Here is a 19,339-nt window from a genome sequence, read left to right on the forward strand (position 1 = left end):
TCGGCCTGGTCAGCGAGGTCTATCCCGCCGAGGAGCTGATGGACAAGGCCATGGAGCTGGCCAACGCCATCTGCGCCAACGCCCAGATCGCCGTGCAGGAGTCCAAGCGGTGTATCCGCATGGGCATGCAGACCGACATCGCCACCGGCTCCGCCTTTGAGGCCGAGGCCTTCGGCGTCTGCTGCGGCACCGCCGACAAGGACGAGGGCATGGGCGCGTTCCTGGAGAAGCGGGCCGAGAAGCATTTCCAGAACAAGTAAGCTGCCCGGAAGCGAGTATTGCCCCGGCCCATGACCGAGTCCTCCGGCGCTTGCGCCGTCAAGTGTTTTGGCCTGGGGCCAAAACCTTGAAATCGACGGAATTCATTTCCGGCGATTTGAGTGAGATCATGGGGCCCCCGCACGGTGCGCAGCACCGGGTGGGGCGAGGGCATCGGCCCCTATGTCTCCAATCCCCTCGGAGAGCGGAGGGGGTATCGCGCCGCTTGCGGCGCGTATCTAGGGGGAACTGGTTCCCCCTGGACGGCGCGGACGTAATACCCGCGTTTCCCGCAGGAAACGCCCGCGCCGTGGAGAAGCACTTCCAGAACAAGTAAGCATCGACATCACCACCTTTAAAATAGATTTCATAATTGGAGGTACATAGCCATGAAAAAGATTGTTGTGATCGGCGGCGGCACCATGGGCCTGGACATCGCTCAGGTTTTTGCCAAGAAGGGGTTTGACGTGGTGGTCCGCGACATCAGCGACGCCATCATCCAGGCCTCCGAGGCCCGGCTGAACAAGGGCCTGGACAAGCTGGTTGCCAAGGGCAAGATGGACGAGGCCAAGAAGGCTGACATCCTGGCTCACATGAGCTTCACCACCGATCTGGCCGCCGCTGCCGACGCCGACCTGGTTGTCGAGGCCGCCATCGAGAACCTGGACATCAAGAAGAGTATCTTTGCCGAGCTGGACAGCCTGTGCAAGCCCGAGACCATCCTGGCCTCCAACACCTCTTCCATCTCCATCACCGCCATCGCCGCCGCCACCAAGCGGCCCGACAAGTTCATCGGCATGCACTTCTTCAACCCCGCCACCGTCATGAAGCTGGTGGAGGTCATCCGGGGCGCTCACACCTCCGACGAGACCTTCAACACCATCCGTGACCTGTCCGTGGAGATCGGCAAGGAGCCCGTTGAGGTCAACGAGGCCCCCGGCTTTGTGGTCAACAAGATCCTGATCCCCATGATCAACGAGGCTGTTGACCTGCTGTACACCGGCGTGGCTTCCGCCGAAGGCATCGACACCGCCATGAAGCTGGGCGCCAACCACCCCATGGGCCCCCTGGCTCTGGGCGATCTGGTGGGCCTGGACGTGTGCCTGGCCATCATGGACACCCTGTACAATGAGACCCACGATCCCAAGTACCGCGCCTCCCTGCTGCTGCGGAAGATGGTCCGCGCCGGCAAGCTGGGCCGCAAGACCGGCATCGGCTTCTACGACTACCGGAAGTAATCCCTGGGATCAGCGGTCGGATATACCGCGTGTAACGACGGGCGGGAGCCCAAACCACTCCCGCCCGCTCGTTCTGAAATAAATATCTTAGGAGGAAGGCAACAAATGGATCTGCACCTTTCCAAAGAGCAGGAAATGCTCCGCAAGATGTACCGTGACTTCGCCGAGAACGAAGTCAAACCCCTGGCCGAGTGGGTGGACGAGAACGAGGCGTTCCCCGAGGAGACCGTGAAGAAGATGGCCAAGCTGGGCATGATGGGCATCTACTTCCCCAAGGAGTACGGCGGCGCCGGCGCTGACGTGCTCAGCTACGTCATGGCCGTGGAGGAGATGAGCAAGGTCTGCGGCACCACCGGCGTTATCATCTCCGCCCACACCTCTCTGTGCTGCGCTCCCATCTATGAGAACGGCACCGAGGAGCAGAAGCAGAAGTATCTGCCCAAGCTGTGCTCCGGCGAGTGGATCGGCGCCTTCGGCCTGACCGAGCCCGGCGCCGGCACCGACGCCCAGGGCCAGCAGACCACCGCCGTGAAGAATGAGAACGGCGACTGGGTGCTCAACGGCTCCAAGATCTTCATCACCAACGCCGGTTACGCCAACGTGTTCGTCATCTTCGCCATCACCAACATCCTCACCGACAAGCGCGGCCGCAAGAAGAAGGAGATTTCCGCCTTCATCGTGGAGCGCACCGATCCCGGCTTCTCCGTGGGCAAGCACGAGAAGAAGATGGGCATCAAGGGCTCCTCCACCTGCGAGCTGATCATGGAGGACTGCACCATTCCCGCCGACCGTCTCCTGGGCAAGCAGGGGAAGGGCTTCGGCATCGCCATGAAGACCCTGGACGGCGGCCGTATCGGCATCGCCTCCCAGGCTCTGGGTCTGGCCGAGGGCGCCATCGAGGAGACCATCAAGTATACCAAGGAGCGCGTCCAGTTCGGCCGCCGCATCTCCCAGTTCCAGAACACCCAGTTCCAGCTGGCTGACATGTACGCCAAGACCGAGGCTGCCAAGTGGCTGGTGTATTCCGCCGCCATGAAGAAGCAGAACCATGAGCCCTACACCATGGACGCTGCCATGGCCAAGCTGCATGCCGCCGAGGTGGCTTCCGACGTGACCCGCCGCTGCGTGCAGCTGTTCGGCGGTTACGGCTACACCCGTGAGTATCCCGTGGAGCGCATGATGCGCGACGCCAAGATCACCGAGATCTACGAGGGTACCAGCGAGGTCCAGCGCATGGTCATTGCCGCCAATCTGGGCATCAACTAAGACGGAACTGGAGGGAAATTAACGCTATGAAATGCATCGTTTGTGTCAAGCAGGTCCCGGATACCTCCGGCGTGGTGGCGGTGAAGGAAGACGGCACCATGGATCGTGCCGCTATGGCCACCATTACCAACCACGACGACCTGGCTGCTGTTGAAGCCGCCCTGCGGATCAAGGACGCCACCGGCTGCAAGGTGGTCGTGATCTCCATGGGTCCCGCCCCTGCCGAGGGCATGCTCCGCGAGCTGCTGGCCATGGGCTGCGACGAGGCCGTGCTGGTCTCCGCCCGTGAGTTCGGCGGATCCGATACTTACGCCACTTCTCAGATCCTGGCCGCCGCCATCAAGAAGGTGGGCGTGGAGGACGACGACATCGTGTTCTGCGGCCGCCAGGCCATTGACGGCGACACCGCCCAGGTGGGCCCCCAGATCGCCGAGAAGCTGCACCTGCCCCAGGTCTCCTATGTTGCCGAGATCGCCGTGGAGGGCAAGTCCGTCACCGTGAAGCGTCTGCTGGAGGACGGGTACATGACCATCAAGGTCCAGACCCCCTGCCTGCTGACCTGCGTGAAGGAGCTCAACGACGCCCGCTACATGAGCGTGGGTGGCATTATGGAGTGCTACCAGAAGCCTCTGGAAATCTATAACTATGAGACCCTGAAGGACGATCCCCTCATCGATGTGGACACCATCGGTCTGAAAGGCTCTCCCACCAATGTGTATAAGTCCTTCTCTCCCCCGGTGAAGGGCGCCGGTATGATGATGGAGGGCGCCGACAAGGCGACCGTGGACAAGCTGGTCTCCATCCTCAACGACAAGCACATTATCTGATTGAAAGGAGAGCAAACAATGGCTTTTGATAGTAAAGACACCGCCGCCTTCAAGGGCGTATGGGTTTTCTGTGAGCAGCGCGAGGGCGTTATCATGTCCACCAGCTACCAGCTCCTGTCTGAGGGCCGCAAGCTGGCCAACGACCTGGGCGTGGAGCTGTGCGGCGTGGTCCTGGGCAAGGACATCAAGGAGGACTACCTGAAGGCCCTGGGCGGCTACGGCGCCGACAAGGTCTACTACTGCAACCACGAGCTGCTGGACGTTTACACCACCGACGCCTACACCAAGGTCATCTGCGACCTGGTGGAGGACAAGAAGCCTGAGATCTTCCTCATTGGCGCTACCAACATCGGCCGTGACCTGGGCCCCCGCTGCGCTGCCCGGCTGCACACCGGTCTGACCGCCGACTGTACCCACCTGGATGTGGACGTGGCCAAGTATAAGGAGTTCCTGAAGACCACCTCCACCATCGACGTGGACAACACCGTGTTCGAGGAGAACACCAACCTGAAGATGACCCGTCCCGCCTTTGGCGGTCACCTGATGGCCACCATCATCTGCCCCCGCTTCCGTCCCCAGATGTCCACCGTCCGTCCCGGCGTGATGCAGACCCAGCCCTATGACGAGGCCGGCGCTGCCAAGACCGTGATCGAGAACGTGAACGTGGCTCTGTCCAAGGACGACATCCATGTGGACGTCATTGAGGTGAAGAAGGCCGCCAAGAAGCTGGTGGACCTGATCGGCGCCGACGTAGTGGTGTCCGTGGGCCGCGGCATCTCCAAGGATGTGGAGGGCGGCATCAAGCTGGCTGAGGAACTGGCGGGCGTCCTGGGCGGCGTGGTTGGTTCCTCCCGTGCCTGCGTGGACGCCGGCTGGATCACCGCCGACCACCAGGTTGGCCAGACCGGCAAGACCGTACATCCCCGCATCTATGTGGCTCTGGGCATCTCCGGCGCCATCCAGCACCTGGCCGGCATGCAGGACTCCGAGTGCATCATCGCGGTGAACAAGAACGAGTCCGCTCCCATTTTCGACGTTGCTTCCTACGGCATCTGCGGCGACCTGTACAAGGTCACCCCCATGCTCATCGAAGCCATCCGGGCCGCCAAGGCTGCCAAGTAAAAAAACTTACCTTTAAAATCACCGGCCGGATTTCCGGCTGGTGATTTTTTTCTGGCGATTTGGGGCCGCCGGCGGTATACTGGGAGAGTACGTGAGAGGAGAGAGACTGCCATGTTTGCCAACCACCCAAAATCGGCGCTCATGCTTGGAGTTCTGGGAATCTCCATTTCCGCTATCCTGGTCCGCTGGTCCCAGGCTCCGTCGGTGGTCACCGCCGCCTACCGCCTGGGGTGGACGGTGCTCCTGCTGTTGCCTGCGGTGCTCACCAAATTCCGGAGAGAGCTGCTGCGGGTGCGGCCCCGGGACCTGTGGCTGTGCGCCCTCAGCGGGCTTTGCCTGGCCCTTCATTTCCTCACTTGGTTTGAATCCCTGAAATGGACCGGCGTGGCCATCTCTACCGTGTTAGTGTCCACCGAGGTCATCTTTACCGCCCTGGGTTTCGCCCTCTTTCTCAAGGGCAAAATCCCGCCCATGGGGGTGGCAGCTATCCTGCTGGACTTCGGCGGCAGCGCCGTCCTGGCCCTGGCAGGGGACGGGGAGGGCAGTCAGCTCTACGGCAACCTGCTGGCCCTGGCCGCCGCGGTCTTTGTGGCCATGTATACCCTGATCGGACGAATCCAGCGGGGCTACCTGTCCACCACTGTCTATACCTTTTTGACCTACCTGGCCTGTTTTCTTGCCCTTGTGCTTATGGCCCTTTGCTCCGGTACCCCTCTGGTGGGCTACCCGCCCAGAGAATGGCTTATCGGCCTGGGCCTGGCAGTGCTGTGTACTCTGATGGGGCACTCCCTGTTCAGCTGGTGCCTGAAATACCTGTCCCCCGCCTATGTGTCGGCGGTCAAGCTGTGTGAGCCGGTATTCTCCGGAGCTCTGGCCGTTCCCTTGTTTGGGGAGATTCCTGGCCCTATGCAGCTGTTGGGTGCGGCCGTCATTTTGGGCTCTGTGCTGCTGTACACCAAGGCGGAAGCTTCCTGACTTGTCTGAGACGATTTGTGACGAAAGAATACGAAAGGTAATGCTTTACAAATAATGGTAAAGATGTATAATTGAGTCATAGAATCGTACTAAGGAGGGAGCGCCATGCGGGAGCTGCTGCTGGAGGCGCAGGAGAGCCAGAGCTATCGCTATTCGATCCTGGTGGATGAAATGGCGGTGGGGGGCCTGAGCTGTGAGAGCTATGGACTGAAGGTGGTAGGGCCGGACGGCGACTGGGCGGAGGTGCCCAACATCACGGTGAGCGTAAGGAAGATCGACGCTCTGGCCGAGCTGGTGCGTCGCAATCAGGTGTCACCGGTGACCCTGAGGGATGTGGTGGAGGACTGGCTACCGTAGGTTTTGTTGCGGATTGTTGAAAAAGACCCGCATAACGGATGTTTAATTTATTCCCGCAGCTGTGGCGGCGGGAACTCTGCCAAGCCTCCCCTTGGGGAAGGGGGTGACCGCTGAAGCAGGGTATCGGGGGTGGCGTTGACAGGCCCCCTAAAGTGGTCTATAATATCCTCTGCTGAATCCATTCTGTCGGGGCTTGACACTGGGCAAGTCCATAACGGAAACTGTCGTTCCCGCGGCTGTGGCCGCGGGAATTCTCTTGGGCAAAATGCAGGCTGAAGGGAAGCTGGCAGGCCCCCGAAGGGATGGCTTTACAAGGAGGAAAAGTTGTGAAAGAGAGAGAAACCTTTGCGTCCCGGCTGGGCTTTGTGCTCATTTCCGCCGGGTGCGCCATCGGTCTGGGCAACGTCTGGCGCTTCCCCTACATCGTGGGGCAGTACGGCGGCGCCGCCTTCGTACTGATCTATCTGGTGTTTCTGGTGGCCATGGGGCTGCCCATCATGGCCATGGAGTATGCCGTGGGACGGGCCAGCCGGAAGAGCATCACCATGTCCTTCCAGGTCCTGGAGCCCAAGGGTACCAAGTGGCACTGGTACGGCTGGTTTGGTATGGCGGGCAACTACCTGCTCATGATGTTTTACACCACCATCGCCGGCTGGCTGCTGATGTACTTCTTCAAGATCGCCGCCGGCCAGTTCGAGGGCTTGGATCAGGCCGGTGTTGCCGGCGCTTACAGCGCCATGGTGGCAGATCCGTCTATCCAGGTGATTTTTATGGCTATCGTGGTAGTCCTGGGCATGGTGATTTGCAGTCGGGGGCTTCAGAACGGCGTGGAGAAGGCCAACAAGTTTATGATGCTCTGTCTGCTCTGCCTGCTGGTGGTGCTGGCCATCCGGGCTGTCACCCTGGACGGAGCGGTGGAGGGCCTGAAGTTCTATCTGGTGCCCAATTTCCACAACCTGATGTACAATGCCCAGGGCGGCTTCCGGCTGGGCGAGGCCATTTATGCCGCCATGGGTCAGGCCTTCTTTACTCTCAGCCTGGGCATCGGAGCTATGGCCATCTTCGGCAGTTACATCGGCAAAGACCGGCGGCTGTTCGGTGAGACCATCAGCGTGGGCATTCTGGACACCTGCGTGGCCTTCGTGTCCGGTCTGATCATTTTCCCCTCCGCCTTCGCCTTTGGGGTGAACCCCGACTCGGGCTCTAACCTGATCTTTGTCACCCTGCCCAATGTGTTCAACGCCATGCCCGGCGGCCGGCTGTGGGGAGCCCTGTTCTTCGTGTTCCTGTTCTTTGCCGCCCTGTCTACCGTCACCGCGGTGTTCGAGAATATCCTGGCCTGCTGGATGGACAAGTGGGGGATCTCCCGCCGGAAGGCCGTGCTCGCCAATCTGGTGCTCATCTTCCTGCTCAGCCTGCCCTGCCTGCTGGGCAACAACCTGTGGTCCGGCGCCAAGATCCTGGGTATGGGCATCATGGACTTTGAGGACTTCCTGGTGAGCAATAATCTGCTGCCTCTGGGATCGGTCATCTATCTGCTGTTCTGTTGCCTGTCCAAGAAGGTGGCCTGGGGCTTTGACAACTTCCTGGCAGAGGCCGATCAGGGCAAGGGGATCCGCTTTCCCGCCAAGCTGCGGATGTACTTCACCGTGGTGGTGCCTATCATCGTGCTCATCATCTTTGTCATGGGCTATGTGGATAAATTCAAAGCCACAGTGTAATGCTGAGGTAAAATATTACGTATTGTAAAGAGAAAGACCTGCCAAACGGCAGGTCTTTCTCTTTACGGGTAGGCGTTCCAGTAGACCTCCCCGGGCTGGAGGGTGATCCCCCGGGCGGCGAAAAGCTCCTCGATGGTGCAGAAGTAATAGCCCTGGGCGTGGAGGGCGTCCACCGTCCGCAGGGCCCCCTCCACCGAGGAGGCGAAGATGTCATGGAAGAGAAGGATCCCCCCGTCCCTGGTCTGGGACAGGGCCTGGGACACCATCCGCTCCACGTCGTCGTCCTTCCAGTCCTCCGGATCGATGGACCAGAGGATGATGGGGCAGCCCGCCCGGGCCTGGACGGCGGCGTCCCACTTGCCGAAGGGGGGCCGGAGGAGAAAGTCGTTGTGGCCCAGGATCTCCTTGAGCTGGGCCCGGGTGGCCTCCACCTGGGCGTCAAAGTCGGCCTGGTTCAGGCCGGTGAGCAGCACATGGTCATAGGTGTGAATGCCGATCTGGTGGCCCTCCCGGTCCATGCGTTGGATCACATCCTCCTGGTCTGCCAGTCGGGAGCCTACCAGGAAGAAGGTGGCCTTGACCCCCCGTTCCGCCAGACCGTCCAGCAGCTGGGTAGTGGTGGACCGGCGAGGGCCGTCGTCAAAGGTGAGGGCCACCAGTTTCTTTTGCCCGGGGACGACGCCCACAGCGGGAGCCGACTCCTGGCAGCCAGGCAGCCATAGGGCCAGCGCCGCTGCCAACAGGATGGGGATCCACCGCCTGCCGCAAGTTTTCACACCTTCGCCCCCCTGTTCTCTGCTGCATCTTAGTATGAGTCATAGGGGGAAATACTTGCGGCACAATTTTTGTCAATGCTCCCTGGGGTCCGGATCGCTGCTCACCAGCAGCATATACTGGTAATAGGGCAGCAAAAAGTCATAGGCCTCCATCAAAACATCGGCCAGTCCGGGAGTCCACAGCAGGGCCTCGTGGGGAGCGGCGTGGGTGAGGGCAAAGCTCTTTTTGTTGTACCAGGGGGCCAGTAGAGGAGAGGGGGCCGCCTTGGGCCGCTTGTAGTCCTGCCCCTCCAGGACAAAACGGTCCTGCCTGGCAAAGGCCCGGGCCAGCTTCTCCATGGGCTTGGGGTCCCGGTCCATGCGGGCCCGGAATTTGGCCATGGTCACCGCCGGGGCCATCCAAAATCCCATGCCGCAGGACCAGCCCTCGGGTTCCAGCTCAAACCAGAACACCGGCTCGCTGCCTCCTTCGGCATGGGGGCGCACCAGGCTGAGCCACAGGTGGTCCTTATAGGGCCCACGACCGAAGAGGCGCCGGGCATCCCGATAGATCCGGGATACCTTGCACACCAGATCCAGGTCGGGATGCCTGTCCAGAAATGCGGTGTACACCTGGTTGGCCAGCTCCTTCATGGGCCGCTGGAAGTGGGTCAGGTACTCCTCCTTGTGGGCCTCAAACCAGCTTTTTTCATTGTTGAACCGGATGCCCCACATGAAATCCACGGTGGCGCCGGAAAACCCTTCAAACATATTTGTTTCCTTTCTGTGTATTGAGTTAGGCAAGCAAGGCCCCCCGCGGCGCGGGGGGCCTTGCTGATGGAGCACGTTACGCAGGAGCGTCCGCCGCCGGCTCCATGCCGGGGCCGTTAGAGGCGGGGGTAGCCGCCGGGGTGGGTGTGGCCGCGGGAGTGGCTGCCGGGGTAGGTGTGGCTACCGGGGTAGGCGTGGCTGCCGGGGTAGGCGTGGCCGCAGGAGTGGGAGTGGTTACAGGGGTAGGCGTGGCTACCGGAGTGGGCGTAGCTACCGGGGTAGGCGTGACTACCGGAGTAGGCGTGACTACCGGAGTAGGCGTGGCCGACGGCGTGGGCGTAGCCGACGGCGTGGGGGTGGGGGTGGGAGTGGGCTCCACCGGGGTCAGAGTTTTCAGACCGGTGGAGGGATCAATGCCCCAGCGGGCCGCGTCGGCGGGGTTGTAGTAGTAGACGGCGTCAGAGGATTTATAGCTGTTGCGGTAGAGGAAGATGGTCTCCACCACGTTGCCGCTGCTGTCAACCAACTGCTGGTACACGTCCACCGTGACCCCGTTGTAGCGGGAGTAGTTGGGGTCCCGCTGGGGCTGGGTGCCCTGGGGGATGGAGGCGTCCGGCTTGTAGGTGTTCTTGTAGGGGGTAGTGGATACCACCACGGAGTAGGGCTGGCCGTGGATGCCGGTGGTATCGGTACCGTAGATGGTGACGTGGAGCTTGTGGCTGCTGTCCTGATAGGCCTCGATCTTGATCGGATATTCTGTGTCGTTTTTAAACTTAAAGTCCAGCTGGTCGCTCCACACGGTGGCGTCGGTGCCGATCACCGGCATGTAGCCGCCGTTGAAGGCGTGCTTGTAGCGCTCCACCGTCTCCAGATTGGCCTTCAGGGTCACCCAGTACAGGGTGGAGGACAGCTGACAGATGCCGCCGGCGGTGGCGTCGATGCTCTGGCCGTTCTGATAGGTGCCTGCGTCCTTGTAGCCGCTGGCCTTGGTGTAGGGACCGGCGGCGGCGTTGTAGGAGAAGGTCTCCCCGGGCAGAAGGATGGTGCCGTTGATCCGGCTGGCGGCAAGGTCGATGTTGTACCACCGGTTGGAGGGCCCGGCGCAGCTGGTGGTGCCGGTGCCCAGCACATCCTTAAACAGGTTCTCCTGGAGCTTGGCGGTGGTCATATTGGGTTCGGTATAGGTCAGGGGGACGGAGACCAGGGCGCCCTCCTCGGCGCTGTCCAGGGCCTCCTTAGCGACGGCGGAATCCAGACTGACGCCGGTGACGGAGGGAACGATCTCCTTGGTGGCCTTGTCTAAGTAGGCGTCGGCCGCTTCCACCGTCACCTGGGCCTGGATGGCATCATAATCAGGGTCCATAGGGGGCGCGGTGGTCACCTGAGTCTCAATGGGGGCCAGATCTCCGCTCTCTCCGGACAGCAGGGCGGTGAACCGCTCCTCCAGCTCAGCAGTAAGGGACTCGGTATCAATGGTACGGCCAGTGACGCCCTTGTGGAACACCAGCTGATTATCCACCACTTCCCAGGTGGTCTGGGCCTCCGGATCGGCGCATTCCTCAATGGCCTGGGTAATAGCCTGAGGGGTGGCGTTCAGACTGACCTGGACGTTGTAGTTGCTGCCGCCGGTCAAGGCGGTCAGATACTGGCCGCCCCGGGCCAGGAAGTTGCCGCTCTGGGCCTCCTGAGCCGCCTGAATGGCGGGAGCCAGTTGGACCTGGGCTTCGCTGCCTGAAACGGTGTATTCCTTACCTTCGCAGGTAAAGGTAGCCGAGAGCTGAGCCAGGCGCTGGGGCACCTGCTCCTCCAGCAGGGTGGTAGCCTCCTCTGCGGTGCGGCCGCCTACATCCACCCCGGCAATGGTGGTATGGGGCAGGAAGGTGCCGTTGCCGGCCATGGCGCACAGGATCAGATATCCGGCGACCAGAAGGGCCACCACGGCCAGCACCACGATCAGGGCGATCTTGCCGCCCGCCGGCTTGCCGCTGGCGGTGGTCCGCTTGCCCTCTGTTTGTGCCATAACGATCACTCCAACTTTCTTTCTGATGCTTGTCTCCAAAGAGACGGAAAGGAAAACTGTCTTATCAGCCCCAAAATACTGCGGTGTGGGGCTTACCGCGTACCATTATAGAGTGTTTTGGTGGGAAATGCAATTACAGAATGGTTACACCGGAGGCAAGCGGGAAAACGCTTTACACAGGCTGGGATTCAGTGTATGATAATAAATACGGGTGCTATGCTCAGCATGGCCTGTTTCAGACGATTTATCCTGAATAACTCCGGGAAAACTGTCAGGATTTGAGGTAATTTCCGCGTTTTGAGCCCAAAGAAAGGGTGATGGGTATGGCATATTATCGTAATGACCGGGAGGATGGTCCACTGTCCTGGATTCTTCCCGTGATACTGCTGGTGACTCCCCTGTGGTTTGTGGGGGTGATCCTCCTGCTGCGCAAGCTGAAAGGACCCCGGCGCCCCCCATCCTTTCCCTACCTGGGGCCCAGCCCCGTGGGAGGCCAGAGGAGCGGCCCGGTGCGTACCCCCAACGTGGGACGGCCCGGCGGGCTCCGGCTGGAGAAGGGTAAGGTCATGACTGTGGCCGGGGCCGCCATGGCCATTCTGTTCGGGATCGCCGCCATTACCGGCGTGCCGTCTGTGGCGAGCGCGTTGGGTTTCCCCCTGGCGCTGGCCACCATGTCACCGGTGCTGGGCCTGTGCGCCGGCGGTCTGGCCCTGATGGGGGTAGGCTCTGCCCGGACCAGAAAGGCCAGACGGTTCCGCAAATATCTGGCTCTTATCGGCCGGAGGGAGAAGCTGAATGTGGTGCAGCTGGCCCACGCCATGCCGGTGCCGGTGCGGAAAGCCTGTAACGACCTCCAGGAGATGCTGGACGAGGGTATCCTGCCCAGGGGCTATCTGGACATGTCCACCCATCAGCTCATCCTCAGCGACGAGGGCCTGGATCAGGAGCCGCCCCCGGAGGAGGAGAAGCAGGAGCCACAAGAGGAGGCGCCCCTGGACCTGCGGGACGACGACGCGGTGCTCCGGGAGATCCGCCGGCTCAACGACGACATTGACGACGAGGCCATGAGCCGGAAGATCGACCGCATCGGGGAGATCACCAGCAAGATCTACGGCTACGTCAAGCAGAACCCCAGCAAGGAAGGAGAGCTGCGTCAGTTCCTCAATTACTATCTGCCCACCACCCTGAAGATCCTGAAGGCCTACGCCCGAATGGAGGACCAGGGGGTGGAGGGGGAGAACATCCGCGCCGCCAAGGCCCGCATTGAGGGCATGATGGATAAGGTGGTGGAGGGCTTCGAGAAGCAGCTGGACCGGCTCTTCGAGGTGGACACCATGGACGTCACTGCCGACGTGGAGGTGCTGGAGCGGATGCTGGAGAAGGATGGACTGGCCGGGGGGCTGGAGTTTGAGCGCCCCGACAGTATTTCTTAATCAGCTTCATAAAATGTTTACACCAGGTCTATAAACTGTCTCATTCTCGACAGGGAAACTGTGCTATTGTATATACACAGCCAAGGTTCAAGGGCAAAGGCGAGACGCCGGGAGCGTGCGGGGGAGAAATGCCATCCGGAGCGCGTTCAGAAACCGGCCCGCTTTTGTGACTGCCCCCCGGCTGTTGGGGGCAGACAAACAATAACACACCGGCCCTGCCGGCGTGATGAGATAGACAGACAGGTTTCCTCCCAAATCAAATGAGGGTCTGCCGCGACGCGTCGTGGCAGACCCTCATGCTGTTCTTGGGAGGGGCTGTCAGGCATTGACCTGACAAAGCTACGAATCGGGGCCACTGCCCACGGGTGGATTGGGATCCGTGTCCACGGACGACGGGGCTGTTATTTCCAGCAGCTGTTGTATTTTTTGAAGCTGCATCATGTCAGAATGGAAGATCTGAGGCCGTATGATGGAATCGATCGACGCGGTATGGAGTGTTTTCCGCCATGAAATCAGATCCATTCGAAAGGCCTCTAAGCAATCCTCCGGAAACAGCCTCCAAAAATCCCTGCTCTGCTCTATGGCTCCGATGAAGCGTCCGGAGCGCAGATGGGCTTTTATATCGTCCATCAGGAGCCTCCAGCAGTGGTCCCTCTGGCGCCTGTTTCTGATCTTGTGGATCAGTCCTCCCAGCGCGGTGACCTCAGACCAATCTGGCCGCAGCTTCCCAGTGCTCAGCTCTTGCAGAAAGAGCCTGTGTCTTGACGGTTTCAGCAGATAGGATTGAAAGGAGGCCGGACAGCGCCGTTCCACCAGAAAGAATTCATATACCCGCGGGAACAGGACCTGATCCGGAACTGTACTTAGTTCTGCCAGAATGGCGGACGCCTCTTCTTCGTTTTCCCTTCGAAGCTGAATGGGAAAGGTGCGCCACCAGAAAGCGATAGCTTGTCTCCTTATGCTCTGAGCGGGGTCCAATAATTCAGGGAGCCTGTGGATGGGGCCATTGTCCCCAAACACGTAGCCCCAATTCAAAAGGATCAGATCGTTCGGGTCGTCCTTGACGATCTGCCAGAGTCCGTCGGCATCCAGAGCGTATAGGCCGTGGGCGATGTCCAACAGATCCCGGTATCTCTGATCTTCAAACCGTCCGGAAAACCGGGAGATCCATCTGTGTAAGTTGGGGAACCTGTTGTCTGTCCAGGAAATGACGAGCTGACTTTTCTTGTTCCGGTTACACAGGAAGGCTCCAAATCCAATGGATAGCATTTTGACAAGCTCCAGCCGTTGAAGAGCGGAAAAGACGGTGCTGTATTTCTCCTTTCCTATACGAAGTAAAGCACAGGTCAACAGAAACGTGCGGTGGGGAATATCTTTGCAGGCACCCGATTGCTTCTGCTGATACACCTCTCTGAGCAAGCTGTGGGCCTTTTTTCGGGGCAGCAGCTTGTTTAGCTCGGTCGCGGCGTCACGTGGAGTTGCCGACCCGTTCCATTGACTGTAGAGGCATCGCTCAAGCTTCAGGTAGTCCATTGGATCACCTCGGATTCTACGGTATTGGCCTGAACCACCTCATGAAAGACGCGCCAGCATTCCTCCGCGAAGGAAGGGGCCAGGTTATGAACACAAAAGTAGTTGGAATGCAGGGAGTTGACAGAGGTTCCCAGGGACAGGCCGGCATATCGGTTCCCCTCCCGGCATAACAGGAACCGGTCGTGGATATATTCGCGCAGGCCCACAAAGGTCAGCTTGTTTTTGTTCCGGCGGAAGCTTTGGTTCAGAAGCCAGTCGTTTGAAATGCTTTGGCAGGCTTCTGCGATGGTCATCGCCTTCTGAGTTCCCTCTTTCTTATAATAGATGGCATGGATCCATTTCACGGGGCTTCCGCAGAGCAGCCGCATCCAATCCATCATCATCTGCTTTCTGTCCAGGTCAAGAAGATAGGGATCCAGCAAAAGAACATCCTCCCAGGGGTGGTCCAGAAGCTGGTTGACGATCTGATATACCTTGCGGTCGCTCCCCTTTAAGATCAGGTGGGAGGTCTCCTTGGCTGGTTTCAGGCCGGCTAAAATTTGCGCTTCCCTTTCCTCCTGCTGGATTCGGAGGGTGCTCTTTTCCTGCCCGATGGTCATCTCGCTGGGCTTGCCAAAATGGGTGTATTGGGGTTTGTAGTCGCTTTTCTTCAAAGGGGCGTTGCGGGGAAGGTCAAGGTGCTGTGCGAGATGGATGGAATGGATAAATGAAACGTCCTGGGCGAAAAAGTATAGCTGATTTTTCTCGTAGGCATAGATGTCAAAGGTGTCCCAATCCGATGTGGGGACGAATTGAAGCTCTGTCCTTCGGGTGGGAGAGAGGGTTTTTGTTTGATGCTCGCAGATGGCCTTCTGCTGGTGGAAATGGATATCAATCCTGTCAAAGCCTATGGATTCAACCGCGATGTTACCCTCCTTTGTTTCGTAATAGCGCAGCTGTATATAGTGAAACAAAATGATATCTCCAAAGATCAGGGGAGATTTTGCGGCGTTAATACCCGTGTATTGCTTGACAAAGCCGCACAGCGCCTCCCACGTTTCATGTCCAAGGCGGAGGCTACCGTCAGCGTGAAAGAGGCGGGAAGGCTTCTGGATGGACCGAACCCGCCGCATCAGGACGCAGATTTCGTGATCGTCGGCAGGGGACAATGGGTGATTGTAGGGCAGCAGGATTTCTTCGCTCTCATCTTTTATAGCAGAGGCTTCCGTCCCACAGCAGGAGCGTTCTTCAAATATGGCCCAATAGGCCCCAATTTTTTGCCGTTGGAGCCAGTGCCGGTCGGGGACATCCAGCTCCTCATTTTCGTGATAAATCGTTAAAATCGTCTGTCCGCCATAGACAATCGTATCTTTTAACATTTTGACACTCCTAACAGGACCATCCGCTCGGTCCCTGAACGGGACGCAACCGGAGGTTCAACCTATACTGACGCTTATGGACTTGCTATACTGCTTTCCGGCAATATTGTATCAAAATATGCGCGCGACAGAACGCATTTTGCCCCAAAATTTGGAGAGATGGTTTCCGGGTTTTGCTCCTGTATCTGCTGAGGGTTCCTGTTTCCCGGCTTGAACCTCTCCCTGCTGCCCTGATAGAAAAAGCAGACGCCCATCTTTCAGGGACGTCTGCTTTTCTTTCAACAGGGGGCGCTGTATAACCTGACCCATCCGCTTGCTCATTATTAGCTGCAGCGCACGATGCAGGTAAGGGTCTGGCCGTCCACGGTGCAGGTGAGGGTAGTCTGGCCGCGGCTCACATAGGTGACAGTGCCGTCGGCGGACACGGTGGCTACCCCGGTATTGGCGATGCTCCAGGTGGGGGTGGAGGAGGTGCCGCTCACCTTTACCTGGTAGGAGGGATAGGCGGAGGACAGAGTAAAGTCCGTCCGGTTCAGGGACAGGGTGGCAGAGGCTGTGCCGCCGCCGGAGGGGGACTGACTGGGTTCGGTAGTGGAGCCGCCGGAAGAAGTCACCGAGTTGCGTACCAGGCAGGTCTGGGTGACCCCACCGGCCATAGTTGCGGTAATGGTGGCGCTGCCTGTCTTGGAGCCCGGGCTGACGGTGCCGTTCTCATCCACGGACACCACCTCGGGATCGCTGCTGGTCCAGGTGATGGTGCCGGTGGAACCTGCCGGGATGAAGGTGACGGTGAGGGTCACCGGGTCGGGATAGCGGTTGCTGAGAGAAAACTCGGTATAGTTCAGGGTAAAGCCGGTGGCCGTCTGATCCGCCGGGATGGTCTCCGTGGGAGAGGGCGCGGGGGTCTCCTCCACAGGAGTGGTGGAGGTGGCGGGCGGAGTGCTCTCCAGCGTACCGGGATCGTCCACCGAGCCCCCCTTGGTGACCAAGGGGATGATGACGGAAATCACGATGATGACGGCGGCGATGATGATGGCCAGAGAGACCACGATGCCGAGCATCCGCAGAGGAGAGGGGCCCCGGCCGTAGCCGCCGCCCCGGGTGTTGGTGGCCAGTCTCCGGCCTTTTCTCGGCGTATAGCTTCCGTCCTCAACAGAGGCCTCCGGGTCCATGGGGACCTCGTCGCAGAACGGGCAGTGCTTATAGGTGGAGGCGTAATCTTCGCCGCAATACTCGCAATGTTTCATCGTGGGACGATTGCTCCAGGGTTGTTTGGGTGCCACAGGAATCCCTCCAATCGACGTTATTATCAATATTGTACAACGACGCCACCGGATACGTCAACGGTAGAGTGTGAATTGAAGGATACTTTTTCGGTTTTATGTGAACTTTTGGGGCAAAAGACAAAAAGGCGGGCCTGCCGTGGCTACGGCAGGCCCGTCAATGTGTCAAAGAAGCCGTGCAGAGTTTGTGCCCGCTGGCGCGAAAAAATCAAATCTGTTTTCAGCCGCGGCATATGCGAGTCTGAAAGCATTTCTTAGGCTACAGCGGGCCGTTTACAGATGATCGCTGTCTACCAGGATATTGTCGGTCCCGTGCTCGGTGAACTCGGCGATATAGGCGTCGATACGGCTGGTGAGCTCGTCATAGTTACTCTCGTCGATGGGAGCGTCGTCCATGTCCCGGCGGGCCAGGTCTTCCGCCAGGATGTCAAAAAAGACATTGTTCTCATATTCGATGATGGCTTCATGGATGCCTCCCTCGGCAAAGGCCCGGGACGGGATCACCTCGCCCTGCCAGTCCTCCGCCAGGCTGGGCATCCCCTCCGCCCTGGCCTTGGCGAACAGCAGGCTTTCCACCTCGTCGTAGTCTCTGAACCGGTCCTCCCCACGGGTGGAATTGAGGATCCAGTTTCCGATATAGGCCATATCCAGCAGACGTCGAAACTGCTTGGTGGTCAGTTCCAGTTTCATACCATGCGCCTCCTTGCTATGGTGACCTGGGGGCAGCACACCATCCCCCATCTTCATATTATAATCAGCACCGGGAAAATGTCAAACCGGAGAGACAAAAATGTGAAAATAGACTCTTGTTTTCCTGCTCCATTTCCCCTATCATTAGAAGGAAACTGAAGGGGCGACCGCCGGGACGCGGTCTGCCGCGGACAAGGGGGAGACGTCTTGGATCCAAGACCCATCGGAGTGTTTGATTCCGGCCTGGGGGGCCTGACCACCGTGCGGGAGCTGCGACGCCTGCTGCCCGGAGAGGACATCGTCTACTTCGGGGACACCGGTCGGGTGCCCTATGGCAGCCGCTCCCGGGAGACCATCATCCGCTATGCCCGGCAGGATGTGGCCTTTTTGCGCACCTTTGACCTGAAGCTCATCGTTATCGCCTGTGGCACCGTGTCTACCACCGCCATGGAGGTGCTGGCCAGGGAGAACTCCATTCCGGTGCTGGGCGTGGTGGCCCCCGCCGCCGACGCCGCTGCCCAGGTCACCCGCAGCGGTAAGATCGGCCTGATTGGCACCCAGGCGTCCATCCGAAGCGGGGCCTATGAGGCTCTGATCCACGCCAGGGATCCCATGGCCCAGGTGATCTCCCAGCCCTGCCCCCTCTTTGTGCCCCTGGTGGAAAACGGCCGGTTTCGGCCGGGGGATGTGGTTATCGAGACGGTGGTGGGGGAATACCTCGCCCCCCTGAAGCGCCGTGGGGTGGATACCCTGGTGCTGGGCTGTACCCACTACCCTCTGCTGGAGGAGGTCATCTCCAACTTTATGGGTCCTGACGTGGTCCTGGTGAACGCCGGGGCGGAAGGGGCCCGAGCGGCGGCGGAGCGTCTGGCCTTCGAGGGAGCGCTGTCCGACCGGACGGAGGGCGGCGGCTGCCGCTACTTTGTCAGCGACCGACAGGAGGATTTCTCCCGGCTGGCCTCCATCTTCCTGGGCTGGGATGTTACCGGTCAGGTGGGGAAGGTGGATATCGGCCAATATTGAGATATTCTCTTTACAATGGTGGAGAAATTCGATATAATATCATGCATTTATTTGCGACATACCGTGAAGAGGTACAAGGAATCATGGAAAACAACGTGATTATCTCCATTCAGGGCCGCCAGTCTTTTGAGGACCAGGAGCCTGAGGTCATTGAGCTGGTCACTGAGGGCCAGTTGGCCCAGGACGGAGAGGACGGCTATACCCTCAGCTATCAGGAGAGCGAGCTCACCGGTCTGGAGGGCACCCTTACTACCTTTCAGGTGGAGCCCAACCGGGTGACGCTGCTGCGGGTAGGAGAGGTCAACTCTCAGATGGTCTTTGAGGAAGGCCGGCGGCATCTGTCCATGTACAACACCCCCTACGGCGCTTTGTCGGTGGGGGTGAGTACCCGGAAGATGAAGGCTCAGCTCAGCGACGCCGGGGGCAGCATCGAGATCGACTATGCCCTGGAAATTGATCATGCGGTGGCGGGAGAAAACCTGTTTAAGATTGACATCCGGAAAAAGGGATTGACCATTAGGCAATGACAGCCCTTTCGTCGAACAACCCTCGGCAGAGAAAAAATACCTGTGTTTTTGAGAAGTAAAAAGAAAAGGTGATAAGGTTGAAACATTGTAATTTAGGCACCATTCCGAAAAAAGGCGCACAAAACCCAGCCCCCTAAAAGCGGGCAAAATTGAAGTCATGCTTAAAGTCTACGCAGTAGGAG

At 59.4% G+C, this 19,339-nt stretch carries 19 protein-coding genes; 12 read left to right on the forward strand and 7 right to left on the reverse strand.

What is annotated here, in order from left to right:
* The 8 genes from H6B51_RS12020 to H6B51_RS12055 all read left to right on the forward strand — a co-directional run.
* Positions 1-260: enoyl-CoA hydratase-related protein (locus H6B51_RS12020; protein WP_243421282.1), on the forward strand; the 260-nt coding region annotated here is incomplete at its 5' end.
* A 387-nt stretch (positions 261-647) separates the two neighbouring features.
* A complete protein-coding gene (locus tag H6B51_RS12025; RefSeq protein WP_204883921.1) occupies positions 648-1,496 on the forward strand; it encodes a 3-hydroxybutyryl-CoA dehydrogenase in 849 nt (282 codons plus the stop codon).
* A 105-nt stretch (positions 1,497-1,601) separates the two neighbouring features.
* Positions 1,602-2,762 (forward strand): acyl-CoA dehydrogenase, encoded by a 1,161-nt coding sequence (locus H6B51_RS12030; RefSeq protein WP_204883922.1) that lies wholly within the window; start codon positions 1,602-1,604, stop codon positions 2,760-2,762.
* A gap of 26 nt (positions 2,763-2,788) precedes the next feature.
* Positions 2,789-3,589: an acryloyl-CoA reductase electron transfer subunit gamma gene (gene acrB / locus H6B51_RS12035; protein WP_204883923.1), complete on the forward strand. Its 801-nt coding sequence runs from the start codon at positions 2,789-2,791 to the stop codon at positions 3,587-3,589.
* 18 nt (positions 3,590-3,607) lie between these two features.
* On the forward strand, positions 3,608-4,711 hold the full coding sequence (acrA, locus tag H6B51_RS12040) for an acryloyl-CoA reductase electron transfer subunit beta (RefSeq protein ID WP_204883924.1): 1,104 nt from the start codon (positions 3,608-3,610) through the stop codon (positions 4,709-4,711).
* A gap of 111 nt (positions 4,712-4,822) precedes the next feature.
* Complete coding sequence (locus H6B51_RS12045) at positions 4,823-5,686, forward strand: DMT family transporter (protein WP_243421283.1); 864 nt, start codon at positions 4,823-4,825, stop codon at positions 5,684-5,686.
* 105 nt (positions 5,687-5,791) lie between these two features.
* A complete protein-coding gene (locus tag H6B51_RS12050) occupies positions 5,792-6,043 on the forward strand; it encodes a DUF6514 family protein (protein WP_204883925.1) in 252 nt (83 codons plus the stop codon).
* Positions 6,044-6,369: 326 nt separating this feature from the next.
* The gene (locus tag H6B51_RS12055) at positions 6,370-7,764 is read left to right on the forward strand and encodes a sodium-dependent transporter (protein WP_204883926.1); all 1,395 of its coding nucleotides are present in this window, start codon (positions 6,370-6,372) and stop codon (positions 7,762-7,764) included.
* 62 nt (positions 7,765-7,826) lie between these two features.
* On the opposite strand, the gene H6B51_RS12060 is transcribed toward H6B51_RS12055, so the two are convergent.
* From H6B51_RS12060 to H6B51_RS12070, 3 genes are all read right to left on the reverse strand, one after another.
* Positions 7,827-8,540 (reverse strand): polysaccharide deacetylase family protein, encoded by a 714-nt coding sequence (locus H6B51_RS12060; RefSeq protein WP_204883927.1) that lies wholly within the window; start codon positions 8,538-8,540, stop codon positions 7,827-7,829.
* A 72-nt stretch (positions 8,541-8,612) separates the two neighbouring features.
* On the reverse strand, positions 8,613-9,290 hold the full coding sequence (locus H6B51_RS12065) for a DUF2461 domain-containing protein (RefSeq protein ID WP_204883928.1): 678 nt from the start codon (positions 9,288-9,290) through the stop codon (positions 8,613-8,615).
* Between the two features lie 76 nt (positions 9,291-9,366).
* A complete protein-coding gene (locus H6B51_RS12070; protein WP_204883929.1) occupies positions 9,367-11,310 on the reverse strand; it encodes a VanW family protein in 1,944 nt (647 codons plus the stop codon).
* Between the two features lie 323 nt (positions 11,311-11,633).
* On the opposite strand from H6B51_RS12070, the gene H6B51_RS12075 reads away from it, so the two are divergent.
* A complete protein-coding gene (locus H6B51_RS12075; RefSeq protein ID WP_204883930.1) occupies positions 11,634-12,743 on the forward strand; it encodes a 5-bromo-4-chloroindolyl phosphate hydrolysis family protein in 1,110 nt (369 codons plus the stop codon).
* 339 nt (positions 12,744-13,082) lie between these two features.
* On the opposite strand, the gene H6B51_RS12080 is transcribed toward H6B51_RS12075, so the two are convergent.
* Together H6B51_RS12080 and H6B51_RS12085 are read right to left on the reverse strand one after the other, a co-directional pair.
* A complete protein-coding gene (locus H6B51_RS12080) occupies positions 13,083-14,276 on the reverse strand; it encodes a hypothetical protein (RefSeq protein WP_204883931.1) in 1,194 nt (397 codons plus the stop codon).
* Positions 14,264-15,229, reverse strand: coding sequence for a hypothetical protein (locus H6B51_RS12085; protein WP_204883932.1), 966 nt, complete (start codon positions 15,227-15,229; stop codon positions 14,264-14,266). Before H6B51_RS12085 ends, H6B51_RS12080 begins: the two co-directional genes overlap by 13 nt.
* Here H6B51_RS12085 and H6B51_RS12090 point away from each other — a divergent pair.
* A complete protein-coding gene (locus tag H6B51_RS12090; RefSeq protein WP_204883933.1) occupies positions 15,221-15,595 on the forward strand; it encodes a hypothetical protein in 375 nt (124 codons plus the stop codon). The two genes, H6B51_RS12085 and H6B51_RS12090, sit on opposite strands and share 9 nt — an antisense overlap.
* A gap of 362 nt (positions 15,596-15,957) precedes the next feature.
* Here H6B51_RS12090 and H6B51_RS12095 read toward each other — a convergent pair whose 3' ends face one another.
* Positions 15,958-16,917 (reverse strand): Ig-like domain-containing protein, encoded by a 960-nt coding sequence (locus H6B51_RS12095; protein ID WP_204883934.1) that lies wholly within the window; start codon positions 16,915-16,917, stop codon positions 15,958-15,960.
* A gap of 273 nt (positions 16,918-17,190) precedes the next feature.
* Entirely contained in the window at positions 17,191-17,607 is a 417-nt protein-coding gene (locus H6B51_RS12100) for a hypothetical protein (RefSeq protein WP_204883935.1), read from the reverse strand.
* Positions 17,608-17,814: 207 nt separating this feature from the next.
* Here H6B51_RS12100 and murI point away from each other — a divergent pair, with 207 nt between their 5' ends.
* Positions 17,815-18,630 (forward strand): glutamate racemase, encoded by an 816-nt coding sequence (murI, locus tag H6B51_RS12105; protein ID WP_204883936.1) that lies wholly within the window; start codon positions 17,815-17,817, stop codon positions 18,628-18,630.
* An 83-nt stretch (positions 18,631-18,713) separates the two neighbouring features.
* Positions 18,714-19,157 (forward strand): YwiB family protein, encoded by a 444-nt coding sequence (locus H6B51_RS12110; RefSeq protein WP_204883937.1) that lies wholly within the window; start codon positions 18,714-18,716, stop codon positions 19,155-19,157.
* The last annotated feature ends 182 nt before the right edge of the window (positions 19,158-19,339 follow it).

Origin of the sequence: Pseudoflavonifractor phocaeensis, assembly GCF_016901955.1 — a bacterium.
Taxonomy (GTDB): domain Bacteria; phylum Bacillota; class Clostridia; order Oscillospirales; family Oscillospiraceae; genus Flavonifractor; species Flavonifractor phocaeensis_A.